Source organism: Pseudacidovorax sp. (genome assembly GCF_017991995.1).
Taxonomy (GTDB): Bacteria; Pseudomonadota; Gammaproteobacteria; order Burkholderiales; family Burkholderiaceae_C; genus Xenophilus.
The window spans coordinates 154,789-175,946 of sequence record NZ_JAGOPN010000015.1 but is presented as its reverse complement, the minus strand read 5'-3'; the positions used below and the strand labels follow the sequence as shown (position 1 = coordinate 175,946).

Below are 21,158 nucleotides of genomic sequence, written 5' to 3'. Positions count from 1 at the left end.
CTGGTGGTGCTGGCCCGAAAGCTCATGCGCGTGGCCTTCTCGCTGTTCAAGCAACACGCGATGTTCGATGCCCGCCTGGCGGCCACTGTCGCTTGACGAGAACCATAGAACCTCAGCCCGAACGGTCGGGGTTGGCTGACCCAAGTTGCCCAAGAGATCCCGTGAACCTTCGGGCCCAAAGGGAAGGGCTCGCGCGCAGCGTCGAACTGGACGGATTCGTGCGCAGCGTCGAGGCGGGGGATGGCGGTGTGCGTGCGGAGGTGCCATTCGCGGCGCCGTGCAGTGCCCAAAGCACGTCGATGGACAGCGAGCACACAGCTTGTGCGCCAAGTCGGTCAGCGCGAGCGTGCACCGGGAGCGCGCATGCCGACGTCCTCCGCCGGGTTACTGCTCCAGCCACTTGCGCGACCGGAAGACAGCAGCCGCTTGCCCCCCCGCGCTCAGGCCGCTTCGAGCGCGTCGATCAGCTCCGTCTCGATCGCCAACTGCCCCTTTTGGCCATACAGCTCGGGACCGCTGATCAGGAAGCTGTCCTCCACCCGCTCGCCCAGCGTCGTCACCTTGGCCAGTTGCAGGTGCAGGTGATGGCGCGCTAAAACGCGCGCCACGCTGTAGAGCAGGCCGGCTCGATCGCTGGCCGAGATGGTCAGCAGCCAGCGCTGCGCCTTTTCGTCGGGCGTGAGGTACACCCGCGGCTGGATCGGGAAGCTGCGCACCCGCCGCGACACCCGGCCCCGGCTGGGCGCGGGCAGCTCGCCCCAGGCGTCCAGCGTCAGCGCCAGGTTGGTCTCGACCATGCTGATCAGCTCGCGGTAATGCTCGGGCAGGAAGGTGGTCACCACCTGGAAGGTGTCCAGCGCATAGCCATTGGTGGCCGTGTGCACCCGCGCGTCCAGGATGCTGAACGACGCCTGGTCGAAATAGCCGCAGATGCGCGCGAACAGGTCGGGCTGGTCGGGCGTGTAGACCACCACCTGCAGCCCTTCGCCCACCGGCGAGAGGCGGGCGCGCACGATGGCCTTGGCATGCGGATCGGCCGGAATGCCCTTGGGCGCCACGAAGCGCGACAGCTTCTTGGCGTGCCAGGCGATCTCGCCCGCGTCGTGGCGCATGAAGTAGCTCACGTCCAGCGTGTCCCACAGCGCCTTGTGCGCCTCGAAGGGCTGGGCATGCAGCTGCAGCAGCGTGAGCGCCTCGCGCTTGCGGGCCTCCACCTCGGCGTCGGGGTCGGGCAGGTGACCGCCCAGCGCGCGCGAGGTGCGGCGGTAGGTGTCTTCCAGCAGCTTGCCCTTCCAGGCATTCCACACGCGCGGCGAAGTGCCGCGGATGTCGGCCACCGTCAGCAGGTACAGCGCCGTCAGGTAGCGCTCGCTGCCCACGCGCTGGGCGAAGGCGCCGATCACCTCGGGGTCGGACAGGTCCTGCTTCTGCGCCACGTTGCTCATCACCAGGTGGTTGGCGACCAGGAACTCGATCAGCCGGGTGTCCTCGCGCCCGATGCCGTGCTTCTGGCAGAAGCGGCGCACGTCGCGCGCCCCCAGCTCGGAGTGGTCGCCGCCGCGGCCCTTCGCGATGTCGTGGAAGAGCGCCGCCACGTACAGGATCCACGGCTTGTCCCAGCCGGCTGCCAACTGCGAGCAGAAGGGGTACTCGTGCGCATGCTCGGCGATGAAGAAGCGCCGCACGTTGCGCAGCACCATCAGGATGTGCTGGTCCACCGTGTAGACGTGGAACAGGTCATGCTGCATCTGCCCCACCGTGCCGCGGAACACGCGCAGGTAGCGCCCCAGCACCGACGTCTGGTTCATCAGCCGGATGGCATGCGTGATGCCGCGCGGCTCCAGCAGCATCCGCATGAAGGTCGCATGGTTGACCCGGTCGTTGCTGAAGCGGCTGTCCATGCGGCCACGGGCGTTGTAGAGCGCACGCAGCGTGCGCGCCGACAGCCCGTTGACGCCGATGGTCTTCTGGTAGAGCAGGAAGGTCTCGAGGATGGCGTGCGGATCCTTCTCGTACAGGTCGTCGCTGGCCACCTCGATGGTGCCGCCCTTCTCGAAGAAGCGGTCGTTGATGCGCGTGAGCGTGGCCGACTGCGGGTTGAGTCGCTCGGCGATGTTCAGCATCAGGATCTCGGTGAGCTGCGTGACCGCCTTGGCTGCCCAGTAGTAGCGGCGCATGAGCGCCTCGCTGGCGCGGCGGCCCGACTCGTTCTCGTAGCCGAAGGTCCCGGCCACGGCCGTCTGCAGGTCGAACACCAGCCGGTCCTCGCGCCGCTTGGCCACGGCATGCAGGCGGGCACGGATCAGCGACAACAGCGCCTCGTTGCGCTTGATCTGCTTGACCTCGAAGGGGGTGGCCAGACCGTCGCGGGCGTAGTCTTCCCAGCGCTTGCCGAAGCCGGCCGCCTGCGCCACCCAGCGCACGGCGTGCAGGTCGCGCAGGCCGCCGGGCGATTCCTTGCAGTTGGGTTCCAGCGAATAGGGCGTGCCGTCGTGCTTCAGGTGGCGGTGGCGCATCTCCTGCGACTTGGCCAGGAAGAAGGCATGCGGGTCCATGGCCTCGTCGAAGGCCTTGCGGAAGGCGGCGAACAGACGCTTGCTTCCGCAGACAAGGCGGGACTCCAGCAGCGCGGTCTGCACCGTGACGTCCTTCGCCGATTCGCTCAGGCACTCGCCCAGTGTGCGCACGCTGGAGCCGATTTCGAGGCCGGCGTCCCAGCAACGGCCGATGAAGGCCTCCAGCCGAGCCGGCTCGACCTCGCCGCCCTCGGGCAGCAGCAGGAGCACGTCGACATCCGAATACGGAAAGAGCTCCCCACGGCCATAGCCGCCGACGGCTACCAGGGCCAACTGGTCGCCGAAACCGGCGTCCTGCCATAAGGCGCGCAAGGCGGCATCGGCCTCGGCCGCCAACTCTTTGAGCACGGCGTGGATGTTGCGCACGCCCTGCGGCGCCAGAAGGCGCTCGAACACGGCACTCTTGCCGGCGCGCAGCTGCTCGCGCAGGCTGGCCGGCAGGTCGACGGCGACGTAGAAACCCATGCCAGCCGGGCGCGTCAGGCGGCGAGGGGCGCCGCCTGGCCGCTGGCGGCAGGCACGAAGGCCGGGGGTTGCGGACTGCCGGCGGACAGGGTCAGCACCTCGTAGCCCGTCTCGGTGACCAGCACCGTGTGCTCCCACTGCGCGGAGAGCGAGCGGTCGCGCGTCACGATGGTCCAGCCGTCGTAGCGGCCGCCGCGGTGGTCTTCCTTGATGTCGCGCTTGCCCGCGTTGATCATCGGTTCGATGGTGAAGATCATGCCGGGCTTGAGTTCTTCCATCGTGCCCGGGCGGCCGTAGTGCAGAACCTGGGGCTCGGCATGGAAGGTGCGGCCCACGCCGTGACCGCAGAACTCGCGAACCACCGAATAGCCATTGCCCTCGGCGAAGCGCTGGATGGCATGGCCCACGTCGCCCAGGTGGTTGCCGGGCTTGACCTGCAGGATGCCGTGCCACATGGCCTCGAAGGTGACCTGACAAAGCCGCTTGGCGGCGATGGAGGCGTCGCCGATCACGAACATCCGGCTGTTGTCGCCGTACCAGCCGTCCTTGATGACGGTGACGTCGATGTTCATGATGTCGCCCTTCTTCAAGGGCTTGTCGTCGGGGATGCCGTGGCACACCACATGGTTGACCGAGGTGCACAGCGACTTGGGAAAAGGCACGTCGCCCGCGCCCTTGTAGCCCACCGTGGCGGAGGTCGTGCCCTGCGTGACCATGTACTCGGCGGCCAGCCGGTCGATCTCATTGGTGGTGATGCCGGGCTTGATGAAGGGCGTCAGGTAGTCCAGCACCTCGGACGCAAGGCGGCAGGCGACGCGCATCGCGGCAATGCCTTCGGCGTCGTGGTAGGTAATGCTCATCCAGGGATTATCCCACTCGCCCCCTAAAATGCCGGGTTTTCGCGAACGGCCCCAGTCAGCGGCCGGTTGCCGCTCTCTCCCTTCTGTTCTTCCGGCCCCAGGCCCCGCCCACCGTGACGCAGCCCGCATCCACCGTTCCTCCCGTCGTGACCATCTTCGAAGGAGGGGCGGCGCTCAGCGATTTCCGCGCACGCCAGCTGCTGCCCCGCCTGCAGGCGGTGGATGCGCGCATCAATGCCATCACGGCGCGCTTCGTGCACCTGGTGCTGGCCGATGCCGAGATGGATGCCGCGACGCGCGAGCGCTTCGCCGCGCTGCTGACCTACGGCGAGCCTTTCGATGCCGGTGCTGCGCCCCAGGGCGCCACCCTGGTCGTCAGCCCACGGCTGGGTACCGTCTCGCCCTGGGCCTCCAAGGCCACCGACATCGCCCGCAACTGCGGCCTGGCGCTGCGCCGCGTGGAACGTGTCACGCAGTACCACATCGGCCTGAAGGCGCCCCTGCTGGGCCGCGCGCCGGTGCTGGACGCCACGGCCCTGGCCCAGGTGGCCGGCCTGCTGCATGACCGCATGACCGAATCGGTGCTGCCGGGCGTGGACGGTGCCGCCGCCCTGTTCGCCGAGCTGCCGCCACAGCCCATGGCCCATGTGGACGTGCTGGGCGGCGGCCGCGCCGCCCTGGTCGAGGCCAACACCACCTTCGGTCTCGCGCTGGCCGAGGACGAGATCGACTACCTGGTCGACGCCTTCGGCAAGCTCGGCCGCAACCCGACCGACGTCGAGCTGATGATGTTCGCGCAGGCCAACAGCGAGCACTGCCGCCACAAGATCTTCAACGCCGACTTCACCATCGACGGCGAGCGCCAGCCGATGAGCCTGTTCGGCATGATCCGCCACACCCACAAGACGAATCCGCAGCACACGGTCATCGCCTATTCGGACAATGCCTCGGTCATGGAAGGCCATGCCATCGAGCGCTTCGTGGCCCGCAGCGAACTGGGCGCCGACGCGCCTGCCTACGCCAAGGAAGACGCACTGCACCATGTGCTGATGAAGGTGGAGACGCACAACCACCCGACGGCCATCTCGCCGTTCCCGGGCGCCTCCACCGGCGCGGGCGGCGAGATCCGCGACGAGGGCGCCACCGGCCGCGGCTCCAAGCCCAAGGCGGGCCTGACGGGCTTCACCGTCAGCAAGCTGTGGCCCGAGGAGGGCAGCTACGGCAAGCCCGCCCACATCGCCAGCCCGCTGCAGATCATGACCGAGGGCCCGCTGGGCGGCGCGGCCTTCAACAACGAATTCGGCCGGCCCAACCTGCTGGGCTACTTCCGCGAGTACGAGCAGACGGTCGCGAGCGACGTGGATACCGTCCAGCGCGGCTACCACAAGCCCATCATGATCGCGGGCGGCCTGGGCCAGATCGACGCCACGCAGACCAGCAAGATCCAGTTCCCCGCCGGCACGCTGCTGATCCAGCTGGGCGGCCCCGGCATGCGCATCGGCATGGGCGGCGGCGCCGCCAGCTCCATGGCGACGGGCGCCAACGCGGCCGAGCTGGACTTCGATTCGGTGCAGCGTGGCAACCCCGAGATCGAGCGCCGGGCGCAGGAGGTCATCAACCACTGCTGGCAGCAGGGCGACAAGAACCCCATCCTCGCCATCCACGACGTCGGCGCCGGTGGCCTCTCGAACGCCTTTCCCGAGCTGACCAACGACGCCGGCCGCGGCGCCCGTTTCGACCTTCGTGCCGTGCCGCTGGAAGAGTCCGGCCTGGCGCCCAAGGAAATCTGGTGCAACGAGAGCCAGGAGCGCTACGTGCTGGCCATCGCGCCGGAGTCGCTGGACCAGTTCCGTGCCTTCTGCGAGCGCGAGCGCTGCCCCTTCGCCGTGGTCGGCGTGGCGACCGAGCAGCGCGATCTGGTGGTGGCCGACGGCCGGGCCGACGCTGCCAATCAGCCCGTGGGCATGCCCATGGACGTGCTGCTGGGCAAGCCGCCCAAGATGCACCGCGACGTGGCCCGCATCCACCGCAACTTCAAGCCGCTGGAACTCACGGGCGTGGACCTGCAGCAGGCCGCCATCCAGGTGCTGGCCCATCCCACCGTGGCCTCCAAGCGCTTCCTGGTCACCATCGGCGACCGCACGGTGGGCGGTCTGACGCACCGCGACCAGATGGTCGGCCCCTGGCAGGTGCCGGTGGCCGATTGCGCCGTCACGCTGGCCGACTTCCGTGGCTTCGCCGGCGAGGCCATGAGCATGGGCGAGCGCACGCCGCTCGCCGCCATGGACGCCGCCGCCTCAGGCCGCATGGCCGTGGCCGAGGCCATCACCAACCTGCTGGCCGCGCCCATCGAACTGGCGCGCGTCAAGCTGTCCGCCAACTGGATGGCGGCCTGCGGCGAGCCGGGCGAGGATGCCGCGCTGTACGAGACGGTCAAGGCCGTGGGCCTGGAGCTGTGCCCGGCGCTGGGTGTCTCCATTCCCGTCGGCAAGGATTCGCTGTCCATGCGCACGCAGTGGGCCGAGGGCACCGACAGGAAGAAGGTCAGCTCGCCGGTGAGCCTGATCGTCAGCGCCTTCGCCAGCATCGACGACGTGCGCGGCACGCTCACGCCGCAGCTCGACGCGCAGGAGGCCGACACCACGCTGGTGCTCATCGACCTGGGCCGCGGCCAGCACCGCATGGGCAGCAGCATCCTGGCCCAGGTGCTGGGCCAGACCGGCGACCGCGTGCCCGACCTGGACGACCCGCAACTGCTGGTCAAGACGGTGGACGCCGTCAACCAGCTGCGCGCTGAAGGCAAGCTCCTCGCCCTGCACGACCGCAGCGACGGCGGCCTGTTCGCCGCCGCCTGCGAGATGGGCTTTGCCGGCCATGTGGGTGTGTCGCTCAACGTCGACCTGCTCATTACCGAAGGCGACGGCATCAGCGACAGCCGCATGGAGACGGGCGACGCCAAGAATTGGGCGCAGCAGGTCAGCGCCCGCCGCGAGGAGCTCACGCTCAAGGCCCTGTTCAACGAGGAGCTTGGCCTGCTGCTGCAGGTGCGCACGGCCGAGCGCAACGAGGTCATGCAGACGCTGCGGGCGCACGGCCTGTCGGTGTTCAGTCATTTCGTCGGCAAGACCCGTCCCGAGAGCTCGCCCATCGACGCCGGCAAGGGCAAGGTGGAAGTCTGGCGCGACACCAAGGCCGTGTTCAGTGCGACGCTTTCCGACCTGCACCAGGTATGGGACAGCGTGAGCTGGAAGATCTGCCGCGAGCGCGACAACCCCGATTGCGCCGATGCCGAGCACGCCGCCGCCGGCGACCCGGCCGACACCGGGCTGCACCTGCATCTGCCGGAAGGCTTCGGCACTGCACCTGCCTTCGTGGGCAGTGCCCGGCCGCGCGTGGCCATCCTGCGTGAGCAGGGGGTCAATTCGCATGTGGAGATGGCCTACGCCTTCCACGAGGCCGGCTTCGAGTCGGTCGACGTGCACATGACCGACCTGCAGAGCGGCCGGGCCGATCTGGCCCGCTTCCAGGGCATCGTGGCCTGCGGCGGCTTCAGCTACGGCGACACGCTGGGCGCCGGCATCGGCTGGGCGCGCAGCATCACCTTCAACCCGCGGCTGGCGCAGCAGTTCGGCGACTTCTTCGGCCGCGCCGACACCTTCGGCCTGGGCGTGTGCAATGGCTGCCAGATGTTCGCCGAGCTGGCCGACATCATCCCGGGCGCGCAGGACTGGCCGCGCTTCACCACCAACCGCAGCGAGCGCTTCGAGGCACGCCTGTCGCAGGTGGAGGTGCTGGATTCGCCCAGCCTGTTCTTTGCCGGCATGGCCGGCGCGCGGGTGCCGATCGCCGTGGCCCACGGCGAGGGCTATGCCGACTTCCGCCACCGCGGCGACGCGGGCCGCGCCATCGCCGCCATGCGCTTCGTGGACCATGCGGGGCAGGCCACCGAACGCTATCCGCTCAATCCCAACGGCAGCCCGGGCGGCCTCACGGCGGTGACCACGGCCGACGGCCGCTTCACGGCCATGATGCCGCACCCGGAGCGCGTGTTCCGCAACGTGCAGATGAGCTGGACCTCGGGCGACCGCGCGGCGCCGAGCCCCTGGATGGAGATCTGGCGCAACGCACGCCGCTGGGTCGGCTGAGCGGCAGGGCAGGGCGCGCATACTCGCGCCCATGCAACTGCACCAGATCACCGTCGAGTACGTCGCGCCGGAAGACCGGCTGCTGCTGCACCTGAGCACGCAGACCGGGGAGCGGCTGAGCCTCTGGATCACGCGCCGCCTGCTGCTGGCGCTCTACGGCCCGTTGCACCAGGCGGTTTCGCGCGCCCATGTGGCGGCGGAATGGGGGGCGGTGCCGCTGTCCGAAGGCGCGGCGGATCTGCTGGCCGAATCCGCGCGCGCCCAGGCGCTGCGCGATGCGGATTTCGCCACGCCGCCCCAGGCGCCCGCTGGATCCCTCCCGCTGCTCGAAGGGGTCATCCCGGTGGTGGGCGAGGTCACGCTCTCGGTGCCCGTGGGCAGCGATGCGGCAGGCCAGCTGACCATTCGCTGGCGTACCACCGATGGCCGCGACGTGGAATTGAACGTGCCGGCTGCGGCGGCCACGGCCTTGCAGACCCTGCTGTTGCAGGGCGCGGAGCGCGGCGGGTGGGGCCTGGCGGCGCCAGATGGCGAAACGGCCCGGACGCAGGAAGCATCCGGGCCGCGATTCATGAATTGACGAGTCGGGCGCCGGGCGCCCCGAACCGTCGCCACCCGGCGGTGGCCGGCGGATTTATTCGACGCGCGCCTTGCTGCGCAGCTCTTCCTGGTACTTCTGCAGCTTCTGCTGCTGCATCTGCTGCGTCAGTTGGGCCTTCACCTCGTCCAGCTTGGGGAACTGCATCTCGCGCGTGTCGTCCAGGCGGATGATGTGCCAGCCGAATTCGGACTTGACCGGCGCCGCGGTGGTCTCGCCCTTCTTGAGCTTGACCATGGCCTGCGAGAACTCAGGCACCAGGCTGGCCGGGGTGGTCCAGTCCAGGTCGCCGCCGTTGGCGCCGGAGCCCGGGTCCTTCGAGTACTTCTTGGCCAGGTCTTCGAACTTGGCGCCCTTCTTGAGCTCGGCCAGGATCTTGTTGGCCTCGTCCTCGGTCGGCACCAGGATGTGGCGGGCGTGGTATTCCTTGCCGCTGTTGGCCGCCGCGATCTTGTCGTACTCGGCCTGGATCTCGGCGTCGGTGACCGGATTGGTCTTGCGGTAGTTGTCGAACAGCTGGCGGATCAGGATGGCCTGGCGGGCCAGCTCCATCTGCGCCTTGAACTCGTCGCTGCGGTCCAGACCCTGCTTCTGCGCTTCCTGCATGAAGACTTCGCGCGTGATCACTTCTTCGCGTAGCTGGTCCTGCATTTCGGGCGTCACCGGCCGGCCGGCGGCGGCCAGTTGCTGGGCCAGCACCTCCATGCGCGCCTTCGGCACGGGCTTGCCGTTGACGATGGCGGCGTTCTGCGCCAGGGCAGGCAGCGAAGCCGCCAGCGCGGCAGCGGCCAGGACGTGGAGCACTTGTTTTTTCATGATCGGAAAACGGCTAGGAGGGTCGGATTGGCGCCGGAATCGGGCCGATGGAGGGGAGGGGGAAAGAGGCCTGGCGGCAGGTGCCGGTGGGACCGGCGCAGCGCTTGCTCAAAGTGTCTCGATGGCGATCGCGTGCAGGCCGCGTGAAACAAAAGGCTGGACGGCATCATACACAAGGCGATGCCGCGCCACCCGCGTGCGGCCCTCGAAAAGCGGAGACGCGATGCGCACCCGGAAGTGGGTGCCCCAGCCCGCCGGACCGGCACCGGAGTGGCCCGCATGGGCGGCACTTTCGTCCAGCACTTCGAGATGGGTGGGCTGCAGCAGCGCGCGCAATGCGGCCTCGAGTTCCTCCACGCGCGGCAGGCCCGAAGTGACCCCGGTCATGCCGACTCCTTATCGTCCGGCTGGGCCTGCAGATGCGGCGCCACATACAGGCCCTGCGCCACCAGGAATGCGATGGGGAAGACGTAGCCCCACAGCTTGAAGTTGACCCACGCGTCGGTGCTGAAGTACAGCGCGACGTAGGCGTTGATGGCCGACATGAAGGCGCAATAGAACACCCAGGCCACGCCCAGGCGGCGCCAGATGCGATCGGGCAGCACCAGCTGGCTGCCCAGCAGCATCTTGAGCACGTTGCGGCCCATGCCCCACAGGGCCACGGCCAGCGCGAGGGCCATGGCGCCGTAGAGCACCGTCGGCTTCCATTTGATGAAGCGGTCGTCGTGCAGCGCCAGGGTGAGGCCACCGAACAGCAGGATCAGCACCAGCGTCGCCTTTTGCATGGGCTGCAGCCGGCGCTCCATGGCGTAGACGATGGCCATCTGCACCACCGTGGCGGCCATCAGCACGCCGGTGGCGACGTAGATGCCATAGAACTTGAAGGCGCCGAAGAACAGGACGATCGGCAGGAAGTCGAGCAGGGCTTTCATGCAGGGAATGGGTGGGCGCCTTCGTGGTGGCTCATTCGCCGTCTTCGGGCTTGAAGTCCAGCGAGGCCGAGTTCATGCAATAGCGCAGGCCGGTGGGTGCCGGCCCGTCGGGAAAGACATGGCCCAGGTGCGCACCGCACTGGCTGCACACGGTCTCGGTGCGCACCATGCCGTGCGAGCGGTCGACGTGCTCGGTGATGGCACCCGGTACGGCCTCGGCCGAGAAGCTGGGCCAGCCGCAGCCGGCGTCGAACTTGGTGTCGGAGTCGAACAGCTTGGCGCCGCAGCAGATGCAGTGGTAGCTGCCGTCGGCCCAGTGGGCCTCATACTTGCCGGTGAAGGGCCGCTCGGTGGCGGCATGGCGGGTGACGTTGAAGGCGGCGGGCTCGGCGCCCTTTTCGGCCAGCAGGGCCTTCCACTCGGCGTCGGTCTTGCGGATGGTCGGTTCGGTCATGAGGAGCAACTGATCTCGATGGCAGATGCCCAGTCGGGCGGGAAGTCGGCATAGGCGTCCATGCCGGGATGCTCGTCAAATGGGGCCTCCAGCAGCGCAAGCAAGGTGTGGACGCCGGAGAAGTCGCCCTTCTGAGCGGCTTCGATGGCCTGCTGGCCCAGGTGGTTCCGCAGCACGAAGCGCGGATTGGCGCGCAGTGTAGCCACGGCCGCCGCCGCGTCGGCCTCGGTCGGGCGGCGCTCGAAGGCCGACAGCCAGTGTCGCCAGCTCGTGCGGTCGACGAACAGGTCGTCCAGCGGATCGGCCGGGCCGCCGGCACGGTAGTGGGCGAAGCGGCGCCAGAAGATGGTCCAGTCGATGCGCTCGGCCGCCATCACGCGCAGCAGCGCCTCCAGCAGGGCGGCATCGCCGGCCACGGGCTGGGCGAGGCCCAGTTTGGCCAGCATGGCGGCTTCGAAGCGCAGAGGGAAGACCTCGCGGTAGGACTTGAGCGCGGCCAGCGCCAGTTCCTCCTCGCCGATCAGCGGCATCAGGGCCTGCGCCAGGCAGAAGAGGTTCCAGTAGGCGACGTTGGGCTGGGCGTTGTAGGCGTAACGGCCCTGCGAATCGCTGTGGTTGCAGACGTGGGCCGGGTTGAAGCCATCGAGGAACTGGAAGGGCCCGTAGTCGATGGTCAGGCCCAGGATGGACATGTTGTCCGTGTTCATCACGCCATGGCAGAAGCCCACGGCCTGCCACTGCGCCATCAGTGCGGCGGTGCGCTCGCTCACGGCATTGAGCAGGCTGGCGTAGGCATTGCCGCCGAAGCGGGTGTCGCCGCGGCAATCGGGGTAGAACCGGTCGATGACGAAATCGGCCAGCTGGCGCAGTTCCTCGTGCTGCCCGCGGCCGGCGAAATGCTCGAAGTGGCCGAAGCGGATGAAGCTGGGCGCGACGCGGGTCACGACAGCGGCGGTCTCGATGCTTTCGCGGGCGACCGGCGCGGGCGAGCCGACCAGTGCCAGCGCCCGCGTGGTGGGAATGCCCAGGGCATGCATCGCCTCGCTGCACAGGAACTCGCGGATGCTGGAGCGCAGCACGGCCCGGCCGTCGCCCATCCGCGAGTAGGGCGTGCGGCCCGCGCCCTTGAGCTGGACCTCGAAGCCGCTGTCGGTCTCACCGAGCAGGATCGCACGGCCGTCGCCCAACTGCCCGGCCCAGACGCCGAATTGGTGACCGCTGTAGACCGTGGCGAGCGGATCGCTGCCTTCCAGCACGGCATTGCCGGCCAGGGCCTGCAGGGCTTCGGGCGATTCGAGCCAGTCGCGCGACCAGCCCAGCAACTGCCGCGTCGGCTCGCTGGTGGCGATCAGCGTCGGCGAGGGCAGGGGCGTGGGGCGCAGGCGGGTGAAGAAGGCCGGGCCGAGGCTCGCGAAGCCTTCGCGCCAGTGCGGTGCGGCATGGCCCTCCACGCTGGGCACGAAGGGGCTGGACGAGGGCAGGGAACTCATCGCCAGATTGTCCGTGAAGCCCTTTCGCCCGCCGGATTTACGGGGATTCCCGATGGGGTGCGCATGCTGCACTGCGCAATACTCGGCCGGCCTTGTCCATGGCCGGCGCGCCCGGCGCCAGCATTCCACGCCCGGGCTGCCGCGCAGCCATGCGACACACGATCCCCTTCGCCTTCGCCACCAAGGAGCCTCCCACATGCTGGGCCTGATGCAAGACCGCCCCCTGCTGATTTCCAACCTGCTCGAGTTCGCCGAGCGCCATCACGGCGACGGCCAGATCGTCTCGCGCCGTGTCGAGGGCGACATCCACCGCTACACCTGGGCCGACTGCGCACGCCGCGCCCGCCAGGTGGCCAACGCCGTGGAGGCCGAAGGCCTTCTGTTCTCCGACCGGGTGGCCACGCTGGCCTGGAACGGCTACCGCCACCTGGAGCTGTACTACGGCGTCTCGGGCAGCGGCCGCGTGCTGCACACCATCAACCCGCGCCTGCATCCCGACCAGATCGCCTGGATCGCCAACCATGCCGAAGATCAGGTGCTGTGCTTCGACCTCAGCTTCCTGCCGCTGGTCCAGGCTGTGCACGCGCGCTGCCCGACGGTGAAGAAGTGGGTGGCCCTGTGCGATGCCGACAGGCTGCCGCCCGACACCGGCGTGCCCGGCCTCGTCAGCTACGAAAACTGGATCGGGGGCCAGGCCGATACCTACGACTGGCCCAGCTTCGACGAGAACTCGGCCTCCAGCATGTGCTACACGAGTGGCACCACCGGCAACCCCAAGGCCGCGCTCTACAGCCACCGCTCGACCATCCTCCACGCCTACGCCGCCTGCCTGCCCGACGTGATGTGCCTGTCGGCGCGCGATTCGGTGCTGCCGGTGGTGCCCATGTTCCACGTCAATGCCTGGGGCATTCCGTACTCCGCGGCGCTGGTGGGCGCCAAGGTGGTGTTCCCCGGCCCGGCGCTGGACGGCAAGTCGGTCTACGAGCTGATCGAGGCCGAGGGTGTGACCTTCGCGGCCGGCGTGCCCACGGTCTGGCAGATGCTGCTGGGCCACATGCAGGCGCAGGGCCTCAAGTTCAGCAAGCTCAACCGCACGGTGATCGGCGGCTCTGCCTGCCCGCCGGCCATGATCAACGCCTTCCGCGAGCAGTACGGCGTGGACGTGCTGCATGCCTGGGGCATGACCGAGATGAGCCCGCTGGGAACCCTGTGCACGCTCAAGAACAAGCACCTGTCGCTGCCTGCCGAGGAGCAGTTGGCGCTGCGCATGAAACAGGGCCGTGCCATCTTCGGCGTGGACATGAAGATCGTCGGCGACGACGGCGAGGAGCTGCCCTGGGACGGCAAGACCTACGGCGACCTGCTGGTCAAGGGCCCGTGGATCGTCAAGGAGTACTTCAAGGGCGAGGGCGGCGACCCGCTGCGCGGGGGCGGCTGGTTCCCCACCGGCGACGTAGCCACCATCGACGCTGACGGCTTCATGCAGATCACCGATCGCAGCAAGGACGTGATCAAGTCCGGTGGCGAATGGATCAGCTCCATCGACATCGAGAACATCGCCGTGGCCCATCCCGCCGTGGCCATGGCGGCCTGCATCGGCGTGTTCCACCCCAAGTGGGACGAGCGGCCCATCGTCGTGGTGGCAAAGAAGGCCGGCGCCGAGGTCACGCGCGAGGAACTGCTGAAGTTCTACGAAGGCAAGACGGCCAAGTGGCAGATCCCCGACGACGTGGTGTTCGTCGACGCGATCCCGCTGGGCGCCACCGGCAAGATCCTCAAGACGCGCATCCGCGAGCTGCTCAAGGACTACAAGCTGCCCGGGCTCTGAGCCATTCACGGCGGGCTGTCGCCTGCGCGATAGGGAAGGCCGCATCCGCGGCCTTTTTTTCGGGTGTTCCCTGAGCGCCGGCGGCGGCCCGGTGGCTACGCTGCGCGGACCCAACACCCGGAGACAACACCGATGAATGTCCGCTTGAAGCACCTTGCCGCCGCCGCGCTGGCCGTGATGGCCACCAGCGCCTTCGCCCAGAAGGGCGAGACCGTGAAGATCGCCTGGATGGACCCGCTCTCGGGTCTCATGGCTGCGGTCGGCACCAATCAGCTCAAGACCTACCAGCTGTTGGCCGAACACTTCAACAAGACCAATGCCTCGGGCGTCAAGTTCGAGATCATCGGCATCGACAACAAGCTGAGCCCGCAGGAGACCACGGCCGCGCTGCGCTCGGCCATGGACCAGGGCGCACGCTACGTGACCCAGGGCAACGGCTCCGGTCCGGCGCTGGCCATCATCGATGCGCTCGAAAAGCACAACGCCCGCAATCCCGGCAAGGAGGTTGTGTACTTCAACTACGCGGCGGTGGACCCGGACCTCACCAACGGCAAGTGCAGCTACTGGCACTTCCGCCTGGACGCCGACACCTCCATGAAGATGGAGGCGCTGACCACCTACATGAAGGACCAGCCGGAGATCAAGAAGGTCTACCTCATCGGCCAGAACTACTCGCACGGCCAGCAGGTGAGCAAGTTCGCCAAGGAGAACCTGGCGCGCAAGCGGCCCGACATCCAGATCGTGGGCGACGACCTGCATCCGCTGGCGCAGGTGCGCGACTTCGCCCCGTACATCGCCAAGATCAAGCAGTCGGGCGCCGACACGGTGATCACCGGCAACTGGGGCTCCGACCTGGCGCTGCTCATCAAGGCCGCCAACGACGCCGGCCTGCTGGACACGGTGAAGTTCTACACCTACTACGCCTTCGGCTCGGGCGCGCCCACGGCCATGGGCGCCTCGGCCGCCGGCAAGGTGTACGTGGTGGGCTACGGCCACTACAACATGGGCCCGCCGATCCAGCCGCTGATGGCCGACTTCAAGAAGCGCATGAACGACGACATGACGCAGAACTCGATCTATCACACCTTCGCGCTGCTGGATGCGGCCTTTGTGAAGACGAAGTCGACCGACCCCGTCAAGGTGGCCGCGGCACTGGAGGGCATGAAGATCAAGAGCTTCAACGGCGAAGTCGAGATGCGCAAGGCCGACCACCAGCTGCAGCAGGGCCTGTACATCACGCGCTGGGAGAAGGCCGGCGGCAAGTATCCGTACGACGCGGAGAACACCGGCTACACCTTCGCGCCGGTCAAGTACTACGAACCCTACGTGGCCAGCACGCCCACCAGCTGCCAGATGAAGCGGCCCTGACGCGCATGCACCAGTCGTGTGCTACCCGAGGGTAGAAATGGTGCGGCGGCGGCTGTCGCCCGGGTGATAGAAAAGGCTTTCTCCAGAGGGGAATCGCGGGGCTTTCCCCTAGCGAGCGCGCAGTGAAGCACTGTACGCTCGTGCAAGTTCCGGCACCCGGGACACCACACAGGAGACATGCCTTGAAGACCTCTTTCAACCTGACTGCCGCCGCCTGCATCCTGGCTTTCGGCGCCCCCGCTTTCGCCCAGCAGGGCGAGACCGTCAAGATCGCGTGGCTCGACCCGCTGTCGGGCCTGATGGCGGCGGTGGGCACCAACCAGCTCAAGACCTTCCAGTTCCTGGCCGAGGAGTTCAACAAGAAGAATGCGGCCGGCGTCAAGTTCGAGATCATCGGCATCGACAACAAGCTGAGCCCGCAGGAGACCACCGCCGCGCTGCGCTCGGCCATGGACCAGGGCGCGCGTTATGTCGTGCAGGGCAACGGCTCCGGCCCGGCCCTGGCCATCATGGACGCGCTCGAGAAGCACAACGCGCGCAACCCGGGCAAGGAGGTGGTCTACATCAACTACGCGGCGGTGGACCCGGACCTCACCAACAGCAAGTGCAGCTACTGGCACTTCCGCCTGGACGCTGACACCTCCATGAAGATGGAGGCGCTGACCACCTACATGAAGGATCAGCCGGACATCAAGAAGGTCTACCTGATCAACCAGAACTATTCGCACGGCCAGCAGGTCAGCAAGTTCGCCAAGGAGAACCTGGCCCGCAAGCGGCCCGACGTGCAGATCGTGGGCGACGACCTGCATCCGCTGGCGCAGGTGCGCGACTTCGCGCCGTACATCGCCAAGATCAAGCAGTCGGGCGCCGACACGGTGATCACCGGCAACTGGGGCTCCGACCTGGCGCTGCTGATCAAGGCGGGCAACGACGCCGGCCTCAACGTCAAGTACTACACCTACTACGCCGTCACCAGCGGCACGCCCACGGCCATGGGCGCAGCGTCGGATGGCAAGGTCTACCAGGTCGGCTACAGCCACTACAACGCCGACGGTCCCATCAAGCCGCTGACCGAGGCCTACAAGAAGAAGTTCAACGACGACATGTACACGACCGTGATCTACACGGCCTTCTCCATGTTGAACGAGGCCTTCGTCAAGACCAAGTCCACCGACCCGGTGAAGGTGGCGGCCGCCATGGAAGGCATGAAGTTCAAGAGCTTCAATGGCGACGTCGAGATGCGCAAGGCCGACCACCAGCTGCAGCAGGGCCTGTGGATCACCCGCTGGGAGAAGGCCAGCGCCAAGTACCCCTACAGCCCCGAGAACACGGGCTACACGCTGGCGCCGGTCAAGTACTACGAGCCCTACGTGGCCAGCACGCCGACCAGCTGCCAGATGAAGCGGCCGTCCTGATACCGTCGGGTAGCACGGGCCGCGCCGGCATGTTGCGCGCCGGCCCGGATGCGGCCCCTCCGCTGCCAGCCGGCGCGCCGCGCCGGCCATGCTCACCGCGCCCGCCGGAGACCGACTCCGGTCCCGGGGCCGGTTGTTTTCCTGAGGCTCGACGACAGTGGAATTCTTTCTCATCTCTCTTCTGAACGGCGTGAGCTACGGGCTGCTGCTCTTCATGCTCAGCTCCGGCCTGACCCTCATCTTCAGCATGATGGGGGTGCTCAACTTCGCGCACACCAGCTTCTACATGCTGGGTGCCTACTTCGCGTACACGCTCTCGGGCGTGCTCGGCTTCTGGCCTGCGCTGTTCATCGCGCCGCTGCTGGTGGGGGTGCTGGGCGCGGCCTTCGAGCGCTACAGCCTGCGCCGGGTCCACAAGTTCGGCCATGTGCCCGAACTGCTGGTCACCTTCGGCCTGTCCTATCTCATCCTCGAAGTGGTGCAACTGGTGTGGGGCCGCTCGACAGTGCCCTACGGCCTGCCCGAGGCGCTGCAGGGGCCGCTCTTCACGCTGTACGGCACGCAGTTCCCCAAGTCGCGCTCCTTCATCATGCTGGTGGCGCTGCTGATGCTCCTGGCCGTGTGGCTGCTGCTCACCCGCACCCGCATCGGGCTGGTGATCCAGGCGGCGCTCAAGCATCCGGAGATGGTCGAGGCACTGGGCCACAACGTGCCGCGCGTCTTCATGCTGGTGTTTGGCGGCGGCGCCGCGCTGGCCGGCCTGGCCGGCGTGATCGGCGGCAATACCTACGTCACCGAGCCGGCCATGGCCGCCTCGGTGGGGTCGATCATCTTCGTGGTGGTGGTCGTGGGCGGCATGGGTTCGCTGGCCGGTGCCTTCCTGGCCTCGCTGCTGATCGGTGTGGTGCAGACCTTCGCCGTGGCGCTGGACCAGTCCATGGCCTCTGGCCTGCGTGCCCTGGGCATGGCGGTGACCGAGCAGACCTTCGGCTATCCCTTGCTCAAGCTCACGATCTCGCAGGTGGCGCCCATCCTGCCTTACCTCTTCCTCGTGCTGATCCTGATCTTCCGGCCCAAGGGCCTGCTTGGAACCCGTGAGGACTGATCGATGAGTGCCCTTCCCATGACTTCGCCGACGACCTACTACCGCTTCAAGCCGCTGAACCTCGGCCGCATCCTCGTGTGGGGCCTGTTCGCGCTGGTGCTGATCGTGGCGCCGCTGGTGTTCACCAGCAGCCTGGCGCTGACGATGCTCTCGCAGATCGGCTACCTGATCATCATCTGCCTGTCGTACAACATCCTGCTGGGGCAGGGCGGCATGCTGAGCTTCGGCCATGCCGTCTACACTGGCCTGGGCTCCTTCGCCGCAGTGCATGCGATGAACATGGCCTCCAAGGGCCAGATCCCGATGCCGCTGGTGCTGATCCCGGTGGTGGCCGGCGTGGCGGGCGCCTTCTTCGCGGCCCTCTTCGGCTTCGTCACCACCAAGAAGTCGGGCACCACCTTCGCCATGATCACCCTGGGCATCGGTGAACTGGTGGCGGCCATGTCGCTGATGTTCCCGGGCTTCTTCGGCGGCGAGGGCGGCATCACCACCGACCGCGTCTACGGCAAGTTCCTGATGTGGAACTTCGGGCCGCAGATCCAGGTGTACTACCTGATCGCCGTCTACTGCTTCATCTGCACGGCGCTGATGTTCGCCTTCACCGGCACGCCGCTGGGCCGAATGCTGAACGCGGTGCGCGACAACCCGGAGCGCGTCGAGTTCGTGGGCTACAACACGCAGCGCGTGCGCTATCTCTCGTTCATCATCGCGGGCTTCTTCGCCGGCATCGGTGGCGGGCTGGCTGCCATCAACTTCGAGATCGTCAACGCGTCGGACAGCCTTTCCACGATCCGTTCGGGCGGCTACCTGCTGTTCACCTTCCTCGGCGGCGCGACCTTCTTCTTCGGTCCCATCATCGGCGCCGTGCTGCTGGTGTTCGCATCGATCCTGCTGTCGGAGCTGAGCAAGGCCTGGCTGCTCTATCTGGGGCTGGTTTTCCTGTTCATGGTGATGTTCGCGCCCGGCGGCGTGGCCAGCCTGATCATGATGAACGTGCGGGTGGCGCGCTTCGGCAAGCTGGGTCGCTTCACCTGGCTCTATGTCGGCCTGGCGGCCACGGGCGCGCTGATGGCGGCGGGCTTCGCGGGCATCGTCGAGATGCTCTACCACATGCAGCTCAATGCGGCGCTCGGGCCGACGGTGAGCTTCTTTGGCATCGCCCTGGACACGTCCTCGGCCACGCACTGGACGCTGGTCGCCGCCGTCGCGCTGGTGGGTCTGGCACTGTTCGACCAGGTCCGCCGCCGCTTCGCCCGCCGCTGGGGCCAGGCGCAGGAGGAGATCGAGGCGCAGATCAAGCGTCAGGAGACGGCCGCATGAAGGGCATGAACATGGCACCCCGACATTCAATGGCCCGCGTGGAGAGCCAAGCATGAGCAACAGCGAATACGCGATCGAACTGAAGGACCTTCGCAAGAGCTTCGGCCGCACCGAGATCATCCGCGGCGCCAACCTGGCGGTGCGCGCCGGCGAGCGCATCGCGGTCATCGGCCCCAACGGCGCGGGCAAGTCCACGCTGTTCAACCTGATCAGCGGCCGGCTGCATCCCACCAGCGGCGAGGTACTGCTGCACGGCGAACGGATCGATGGCCAGCAGCCGTACGAGATCAACCGAAAGGGGCTGTCGCGCAGCTTCCAGATCACCAACATCTTCCCCAAGCTGTCGGTGTTCGAGAACCTGCGCTGCGGCGTGCTGTGGAGCCTGGGCTACCGCTACACCTTCCTGCGCTTCCTCTCGCGGCTGGACGATGCCAACGAGCGCACCGAGGTGCTGCTGCGCCAGGTGGGGCTGGAGCGCAAGCGCGACGTGCTGGCCGTCAACCTGACCTATGCCGAGCAGCGCGCGCTGGAGATCGGCGTGACCATCGCCGGCGGCGCCAGCGTGATCCTGCTGGACGAACCCACGGCCGGCATGAGCAAGACTGAGACCACGCACTTCATCAACCTGATCAAGGAAGTGACCGTCGGCAAGACGCTGCTCACGGTGGAGCACGACATGGGCGTGGTCTTCGGCCTGGCCGACAAGATCGCGGTGGTGGTGTACGGCGAGGTCATCGCCTTCGACACGCCCGAGGCCGTGCGCGCCAACGCGCGCGTGCAGGAGGCCTACCTGGGATCGCCAGTGGCCGACGAACAAGGAGGACACTGAGATGACGCTCAAGGTCGAAGACCTGCATGCTTACTACGGCAAGAGCCACGTGCTGCATGGCGTCTCCTTCGCCATCCAGCCGGGCGAGATCGTCGCGCTGCTGGGGCGCAACGGCTCGGGCCGTTCCACCACGGCCAAGGCCATCATGGGGCTGGTCCACGGGGAGGGCGCGGTGCACTGGAAAGGCCAGAACATCCTGCGCCGCAAGGCCTACGAGATCGCACATCTGGGCATCGGCTACGTGCCGGAGAACCGCGACATCTTCCCCAAGCTCACCGTGCACCAGAACCTGATGCTGGGCCAGAAGGGCGCGGGCAAGGGCAGCCGCTGGGGCTTCGACGACATGTACCAGATGTTCCCGCGCCTCAAGGAGCGCCAGCACACCGAGGCCGGCGTGCTCTCGGGCGGCGAGCAGCAGATGCTGACGCTGTGCCGCACGCTGATGGGCGACCCCGAACTCATCATCATCGACGAGCCGACCGAGGGCCTGGCGCCCAAGATCGTCGAGCTGGTGGGCCAGTACCTGCGCACGCTCAAGGACAAGGGCGTGTCGGTGCTGCTCATCGAGCAGAAGCTCACCATCGCCATGCACATCTCCGACCGGGCGCTGGTCATGGGCCACGGCAGCATCGTGTACGACGGCACCCCCGACGGCTTGCGGGCGGACGCCAACATCCGCAAGGAATGGCTGGAGGTCTGAAGCTTCCATGCAAGGGCCTTGGCCCTGCCGAAAGTGGGGGCGCGAGCCCCTTCTTTTTTGCCTTCGAGCGGTCGCCGGTGCAAGCTCGCGGCTGTTTGTCCCGGGAGCGACTGGCGCCGGTTGTCGCGACATGCGATCTGCCTAGAATGCCCCGAAAAGAACACTCGTGCTTTTTTAGGAGACAACAGCGCACGCCGGGCTCGCCGGCGACCTGCGCAAGGCTCCGAACGCTCCCTCATCGCAACCCAAGGAACGCA

Annotated in this window: 16 protein-coding genes; 9 read left to right on the top strand and 7 right to left on the bottom strand. The window is 67.5% G+C overall.

Annotated features, from left to right (window positions below):
* Positions 1 to 440 precede the first annotated feature (440 nt).
* Positions 441 to 3,041: a [protein-PII] uridylyltransferase gene (locus tag KBC94_RS20070; RefSeq protein ID WP_294374152.1), complete on the bottom strand. Its 2,601-nt coding sequence runs from the start codon at positions 3,039 to 3,041 to the stop codon at positions 441 to 443.
* Between the two features lie 14 nt (positions 3,042 to 3,055).
* Positions 3,056 to 3,901: a type I methionyl aminopeptidase gene (gene map, locus KBC94_RS20065; RefSeq protein ID WP_294374149.1), complete on the bottom strand. Its 846-nt coding sequence runs from the start codon at positions 3,899 to 3,901 to the stop codon at positions 3,056 to 3,058.
* 113 nt (positions 3,902 to 4,014) lie between these two features.
* Here map and purL point away from each other — a divergent pair, with 113 nt between their 5' ends.
* Positions 4,015 to 8,046 (top strand): phosphoribosylformylglycinamidine synthase, encoded by a 4,032-nt coding sequence (gene purL / locus KBC94_RS20060; RefSeq protein WP_294374147.1) that lies wholly within the window; start codon positions 4,015 to 4,017, stop codon positions 8,044 to 8,046.
* 31 nt (positions 8,047 to 8,077) lie between these two features.
* Positions 8,078 to 8,626 (top strand): hypothetical protein, encoded by a 549-nt coding sequence (locus KBC94_RS20055; protein ID WP_294374145.1) that lies wholly within the window; start codon positions 8,078 to 8,080, stop codon positions 8,624 to 8,626.
* 54 nt (positions 8,627 to 8,680) lie between these two features.
* On the opposite strand, the gene KBC94_RS20050 is transcribed toward KBC94_RS20055, so the two are convergent.
* The 5 genes from KBC94_RS20050 to KBC94_RS20030 all read right to left on the bottom strand — a co-directional run bounded on the left by KBC94_RS20050 (position 8,681) and on the right by KBC94_RS20030 (position 12,336).
* On the bottom strand, positions 8,681 to 9,460 hold the full coding sequence (locus KBC94_RS20050) for a peptidylprolyl isomerase (RefSeq protein ID WP_043114965.1): 780 nt from the start codon (positions 9,458 to 9,460) through the stop codon (positions 8,681 to 8,683).
* A gap of 108 nt (positions 9,461 to 9,568) precedes the next feature.
* Positions 9,569 to 9,847, bottom strand: coding sequence for a BolA family transcriptional regulator (locus tag KBC94_RS20045; RefSeq protein WP_294374141.1), 279 nt, complete (start codon positions 9,845 to 9,847; stop codon positions 9,569 to 9,571).
* Positions 9,844 to 10,392 (bottom strand): septation protein A, encoded by a 549-nt coding sequence (locus KBC94_RS20040; protein WP_234192178.1) that lies wholly within the window; start codon positions 10,390 to 10,392, stop codon positions 9,844 to 9,846. Before KBC94_RS20040 ends, KBC94_RS20045 begins: the two co-directional genes overlap by 4 nt.
* A 31-nt stretch (positions 10,393 to 10,423) precedes the next feature.
* A complete protein-coding gene (msrB, locus tag KBC94_RS20035; protein ID WP_294374138.1) occupies positions 10,424 to 10,846 on the bottom strand; it encodes a peptide-methionine (R)-S-oxide reductase MsrB in 423 nt (140 codons plus the stop codon).
* Positions 10,843 to 12,336, bottom strand: a complete 1,494-nt coding sequence (locus tag KBC94_RS20030; RefSeq protein ID WP_294374136.1) for a YdiU family protein — start codon at positions 12,334 to 12,336, stop codon at positions 10,843 to 10,845. Before KBC94_RS20030 ends, msrB begins: the two co-directional genes overlap by 4 nt.
* A gap of 196 nt (positions 12,337 to 12,532) precedes the next feature.
* Here KBC94_RS20030 and KBC94_RS20025 point away from each other — a divergent pair, with 196 nt between their 5' ends.
* The 7 genes from KBC94_RS20025 (at position 12,533) to KBC94_RS19995 (ending at position 20,901) form a co-directional block, all read left to right on the top strand.
* On the top strand, positions 12,533 to 14,164 hold the full coding sequence (locus KBC94_RS20025) for a 3-(methylthio)propionyl-CoA ligase (RefSeq protein WP_294374134.1): 1,632 nt from the start codon (positions 12,533 to 12,535) through the stop codon (positions 14,162 to 14,164).
* A 132-nt stretch (positions 14,165 to 14,296) separates the two neighbouring features.
* Positions 14,297 to 15,532: a branched-chain amino acid ABC transporter substrate-binding protein gene (locus KBC94_RS20020; RefSeq protein ID WP_294374131.1), complete on the top strand. Its 1,236-nt coding sequence runs from the start codon at positions 14,297 to 14,299 to the stop codon at positions 15,530 to 15,532.
* A gap of 182 nt (positions 15,533 to 15,714) precedes the next feature.
* Positions 15,715 to 16,947: a branched-chain amino acid ABC transporter substrate-binding protein gene (locus tag KBC94_RS20015; protein ID WP_294374127.1), complete on the top strand. Its 1,233-nt coding sequence runs from the start codon at positions 15,715 to 15,717 to the stop codon at positions 16,945 to 16,947.
* 157 nt (positions 16,948 to 17,104) lie between these two features.
* Positions 17,105 to 18,052, top strand: coding sequence for a branched-chain amino acid ABC transporter permease (locus tag KBC94_RS20010; RefSeq protein WP_294374125.1), 948 nt, complete (start codon positions 17,105 to 17,107; stop codon positions 18,050 to 18,052).
* Between the two features lie 3 nt (positions 18,053 to 18,055).
* Positions 18,056 to 19,372, top strand: coding sequence for a branched-chain amino acid ABC transporter permease (locus tag KBC94_RS20005; RefSeq protein ID WP_294374123.1), 1,317 nt, complete (start codon positions 18,056 to 18,058; stop codon positions 19,370 to 19,372).
* Between the two features lie 52 nt (positions 19,373 to 19,424).
* The gene (locus tag KBC94_RS20000; RefSeq protein ID WP_294374120.1) at positions 19,425 to 20,201 is read left to right on the top strand and encodes an ABC transporter ATP-binding protein; all 777 of its coding nucleotides are present in this window, start codon (positions 19,425 to 19,427) and stop codon (positions 20,199 to 20,201) included.
* 1 nt (position 20,202) lies between these two features.
* The gene (locus KBC94_RS19995) at positions 20,203 to 20,901 is read left to right on the top strand and encodes an ABC transporter ATP-binding protein (RefSeq protein ID WP_076512112.1); all 699 of its coding nucleotides are present in this window, start codon (positions 20,203 to 20,205) and stop codon (positions 20,899 to 20,901) included.
* The last annotated feature ends 257 nt before the right edge of the window (positions 20,902 to 21,158 follow it).